The organism is Bradyrhizobium sp. (assembly GCF_049581145.1).
Taxonomy (GTDB): domain Bacteria; phylum Pseudomonadota; class Alphaproteobacteria; order Rhizobiales; family Xanthobacteraceae; genus Bradyrhizobium.
The window spans coordinates 1-4,312 of record NZ_JBAURI010000134.1 but is presented as its reverse complement, the minus strand read 5'-3'; the positions used below and the strand labels follow the sequence as shown (position 1 = coordinate 4,312).

The window sequence follows — 4,312 nt, the reverse complement described above, 5'->3', positions numbered from 1 at the left end:
AAGGTGGACACCGGCTTTCCGCAAGAAAATGCGATCAATAGAGAACAACTGGAGTGTTTTCCGATTCAACGGAATCGGAAAACGCTCCAGTGCTGCCGCAGCCTCATGTTTTTTAGTGCTGCCGGTCCGAACAACAACAGTCGTCCGCCAGGATCGCGTTTCACTCACGCGCGCCGCAAGGACGCAAGCCTGAGGAAATGCCGTTGATGCGTTATGTGCGTGTATTGCGTGATTTGTGCGGAGTGGCACTGGCCGTCGCAGCGTTTGGCGGCCTGCCGGCCAGGGCCGCGGACGTTGCCGCCGGCAAGGCAAAGGCCGAGCAGTGCAGCGGCTGCCATGGCGAGAACGGCATTTCGCAAACCCAGAACATCCCCTCGCTCGCAGGCCAGCTCGATCAGTACACCCAGTGGCAACTGGTCTATTTTCGCAGCGGCGCGCGCAAGAACGAGCTGATGCAGCCGATCGTCGAGCAGCTCACCAACGACGACATCCGCAATCTCGGCGGCTATTTTGCATCGCTGACGCCACCGAAAGCCGCCGCGCCTGACGATAATCCCGACCTGTCCAGGAAAGGTGCGCAGGCCGCCGCGGGACGCGGCTGCGCCCGCTGCCACCTGGATAATTTCGCAGGCACCAAGGCGGTGGCGCGCATCGCCGACCAGCGCGAGGAATATCTGAACAAGGCGCTGCACGACTTCAAATCGGGCCAGCGGGTCGGTGGCGGCGTTGCGGCCATGGCCGATGCCGCCTATCCCCTAAGCGACGAAGAAATCACCGCACTCGCGCATTACCTGGCGCATCTGTGAGGCGGTTTACCCGCGCTGCTTCTCATAGGCCTTGAGATGCGTATACGCGACGCGCAATCGCGGCACCGGCACCTTCGCGGCATCGCCGCGCGCGATCAGGTCGCCGACCACGTGATCGGCTTCCACCGGCAGGCCGGCCTTGATGTCGCGGAACATCGAGGCGGTCATCGGCGAGCCTTCCGTGGTCAGCATGGTCACGGTGCGGTCGAGGAAGGGCGCGCGGGGCGGATAGCCTTCGGCGGTCGCGACCGCCTTGCACTCGTCGAGGATGCCGAGCAGGAAGTCCTTGCCGCCCGGCGCCGCCAGGATGGAGCCGACCGGCGCGCGCATCAGGCTGGTCGAGGCCGCGATCGAGGCCAGGAACACCCACTTCTCCCACATGTCCTGCAGCACATTGTCGCTCAGGACCGAACCGAAATTGCCGCTGGCGAAGACCTCGGCGATGGCCCGTACCCGGTCGGTCGTCTTGCCGTCCCGTTCGCCGAAGGTGAGCGACTGCATCGGCATCAGCTGCACCACCTCGCGCTGGTCGTTCAGCGTCACCGCGATGGCGCAGAGTCCGCCCAGCACGCGCTCGCGTCCGAACTTGTTGTCGAGCACGTCGAGATGCAGCATGCCGTTGAGCAGCGGGATGATCGAGGTCTGCGGCCCGACCGCCGGCGCAAACGACTTGATCGCGTCGTCGAGGTCGAACGCCTTGCAGCTCAGCAGCACGACGTCGAACTTGTGCTTGATGGTGTCGGCCTGCACACGCGGCGGATCTTTCAGGGTGACGTCGCCATTGGGGCTCCTGATCACGAGGCCCGTGGCGGCCAGCTCCGACGCCCGTCGCGGCCGGACCAGGAAGGTGATGTCGCGGCCGGCCTGCAGCATCCTGCCGCCGAAATATCCGCCAATGGCGCCGGCGCCAACCACGAGAATACGCATTGTTGTGCTTTCCTTTTAGCCGACGAAAGAAGCCGCGAATGGCGAATAGGCAGTGGCGAATAGAGAGTCAACGGGATTTACCGCCGCCATTCGCTCCTCGCCTCCTACCACTTCTCGCCGAACGGGCGGATTTCCATCTCGAAGGTCCAGGCGCTGCGCGGCTGCTGATAGAGCTGCCAGTAGGAGGCCGCCACCGAGGCCGGCGGCATCAGCAGATCGGGATTGTCGAGCGCCTCCTTGCCCCAGAGCTGCTCGCGCCGCTCGCGCACCCAGGCAGTATCGACGCCGGAATCGATGATCAGATGCGCGACATGGATGTTCTTCGGCCCCAGTTCGCGCGCCATGGCCTGCGCGACCGCGCGCAGGCCGAACTTGGCACTGGCGAAGGCGGCAAAGCCGCTGCCGCCGCGCAGCGAGGCGGTCGCGCCGGTGAAGAAGATATGGCCCTGGCCGCGCGGCAGCATCAGCCGCGCGGATTCTCGTCCGGCGAGAAAGCCCGCCCAGCACGCCATCTCCCAGACCTTGCGAAACACCCGATCGGTGGTTTCCAGGATCGGGAAATTGACGTTGGCGCCGACATTGAAGATGGTGACCTCGAGCGGAGCGTGCCTGTCGGCATCAGTGAGAAACGCCGCGATTTCGTCTTCCTTCCTGGCGTCGAGCGAGCGGCCGACGATCGTTCCTCCGGCCGCCTCGACATCCCCAACCAGCGGCGCGAGCTTGTCGCCGTTGCGTCGTCCGGCGAAGACCGTGAAGCCTTCGCTCGCGAATTTTTTCGCGATCTCGGCGCCGATGTAGTCACCTGCCCCGATCACCGCGACGGTGGCGTTACGCTTTTCCATGGATGAAATCCTCGATCGCCAATGTTGTCATTGCGAACAGCGTAATGACGGAACTAGCTTCCCGAGATCAGTTCCTCGACGTCGCGCAGCTGCTCCTTGCCGAAGAACATCTCGTTGCCGACGAAGAAGGTCGGCGAGCCGAAGGCGCCGCGTTCGACCGCGCTCTGGGTGTTCTCGATCAGTTTCGCCTTGACGTCGGCGTCCTGCGCCCGCGCGAGCAGTCTTGCGCCATCAAGACCCGAGCCGGTCAGCGCCTCGATCGCGACCTCAGGGTCGTCCATCTTCTTCGGCTCGCGCCACATGTGATGAAAGGCGGCATCGACATATCGTTCGAACACGCCCTCGAATTGCGCGGCGATCGCGGCGCGCATCAGATTCAAGGTGTTGACCGGAAAGAACGGGTTCCAGACATAGGGCTGAACGGCGAAGCGCCTGACGAAGCGCTCGGTCTCGAGCGCGTGAAACTCGCGCTTGTTTTTTACCCCGGCCAGCGTTTCGGCCGGCGACTTGTTGTTGGTGGCCTTGAAGATGCCGCCGAGCAGCACGGGAACGTACGCGAAAGTCACGCCGATCCGCCGTTCGATCGCGGGAATCGCCTCGTGGCTCAGATAGGCGTTCGGACTGCCGAAATCGAACAGGAATTGCGGCGACGTCTTGCTCAAGGCGGCCTCCCGGCATCTGGTGCCGCCACATTCTGGCGCAGCCGGCGCGGCACGTCCATCATTTTGATGATGATCATAATACTGTGAGGCCGGCGTGGCACGATCGGCCGCGGTATCGCGTGCTTGCGCCGGACCGGCAGATGACCGTTCGTCTGCAGGACACCACGGTGCCGAAGGTGATCGGATGGGCGGCCCGGCCGGCACCGGTGCCGATGGTGCGGCCGAGAATGGCGGCAGACCGAAATGAACGACGGAATCCGGACGGTTCCGGCCGTTGGCGGCCGATCAATCCTGTCGCGGTTCGGCGCGGTCGCTGAAGGCGAGCCTGATGATGTGGTCGCGGATATCCGCCGGCCAGCCGGCGATGTGGGCGGCGAAGCGGCGCCGGTCGTCGGCAAACAGCGCACGCGAGGCTTCCTCGAAATTCGCGAGATTGCCGGCCATCGCCGACATGAAATGATAGGCGGCGTCGCGCGCGGCACGCTGGCGGTCCCTGTCGCCGTTGCTGCGACGCGTTTCGTCCACGAGCTTGCGCAGCGCGACCGAGGCGCCGCCGGGCTGCGCATTGAGCCAGTCCCAGTGCCGCGGCAGCAGCGTCACCTCGCGGGCGACGACACCGAGCCGGGGCCGGCCGCGGCCGCGCGGCTCCGATGCCGGAGGTTCAGCCGTCACCGTCACTGGATTGATGGCGGAAGGCGGTAAGCGGGCGAGGATATCCTCTTCCGTTCCGCGCAAATCGACGTCGATCGACCGGCCGCTGGTGTCGTCGAAGATAAGGATCGGCTCGGCGCCGGACGGTTTCGTGGTTTTCTTGATCGCGATCGCGACCTCGGTCAGCAGCCCGGAGGCCAGTCGCCGGTGACCAACGAAGGCGGTGAAGCGTTTTTCAGATGTCATCAGTCCAATCCGGGTTTCGGACTGTTATTTGTATCCGGGTAAATATTGAAGTCAATATCGCCCGGGTATAATTATCAAACCTCAGTCGCCATTTTGGCCCTCCACTGTTACGGAATGACGAGGCTCAAGCACCTCAAGTGGGGAGACGCGCGATGCTGTCAGTTCATCACCTCAACAA

The 4,312-nt window shown here is 63.9% G+C and carries 6 protein-coding genes; 2 read left to right on the top strand and 4 right to left on the bottom strand.

What is annotated here, in order from left to right; translation table 11 throughout:
- Together WCB02_RS04445 and WCB02_RS04440 are read left to right on the top strand one after the other, a co-directional pair.
- Window positions 1-207, top strand: a 207-nt coding sequence (locus tag WCB02_RS04445; RefSeq protein WP_423956627.1) for a hypothetical protein, incomplete at its 5' end; no start/stop codon positions are given.
- Window positions 207-806, top strand: a complete 600-nt coding sequence (locus WCB02_RS04440) for a c-type cytochrome (protein WP_423956626.1) — start codon at window positions 207-209, stop codon at window positions 804-806. The genes WCB02_RS04445 and WCB02_RS04440, both read left to right, overlap by 1 nt.
- Before the next feature lie 6 nt (window positions 807-812).
- Here the strand turns inward: WCB02_RS04440 and panE are convergent, their stop codons facing one another.
- From panE to WCB02_RS04420, 4 genes are all read right to left on the bottom strand, one after another.
- Window positions 813-1,733, bottom strand: coding sequence for a 2-dehydropantoate 2-reductase (panE, locus tag WCB02_RS04435; RefSeq protein ID WP_423956625.1), 921 nt, complete (start codon window positions 1,731-1,733; stop codon window positions 813-815).
- A gap of 104 nt (window positions 1,734-1,837) precedes the next feature.
- Window positions 1,838-2,575: an SDR family oxidoreductase gene (locus tag WCB02_RS04430; protein WP_423956624.1), complete on the bottom strand. Its 738-nt coding sequence runs from the start codon at window positions 2,573-2,575 to the stop codon at window positions 1,838-1,840.
- A gap of 53 nt (window positions 2,576-2,628) precedes the next feature.
- Entirely contained in the window at window positions 2,629-3,237 is a 609-nt protein-coding gene (locus WCB02_RS04425) for a 2-hydroxychromene-2-carboxylate isomerase (RefSeq protein ID WP_423956623.1), read from the bottom strand.
- A 285-nt stretch (window positions 3,238-3,522) separates the two neighbouring features.
- Window positions 3,523-4,134: a DUF2239 family protein gene (locus tag WCB02_RS04420; RefSeq protein WP_423956622.1), complete on the bottom strand. Its 612-nt coding sequence runs from the start codon at window positions 4,132-4,134 to the stop codon at window positions 3,523-3,525.
- Window positions 4,135-4,312: the final 178 nt, after the last annotated feature.

Coding starts and splice junctions, on each gene's coding strand:
- WCB02_RS04440 (WP_423956626.1), top strand. CDS start 207: ATGCGTTATGTGCGTGTATTGCGTGATTTGTGCGGAGTGGCACTGGCC.
- panE (WP_423956625.1), bottom strand. CDS start 1,733: ATGCGTATTCTCGTGGTTGGCGCCGGCGCCATTGGCGGATATTTCGGC.
- WCB02_RS04430 (WP_423956624.1), bottom strand. CDS start 2,575: ATGGAAAAGCGTAACGCCACCGTCGCGGTGATCGGGGCAGGTGACTAC.
- WCB02_RS04420 (WP_423956622.1), bottom strand. CDS start 4,134: ATGACATCTGAAAAACGCTTCACCGCCTTCGTTGGTCACCGGCGACTG.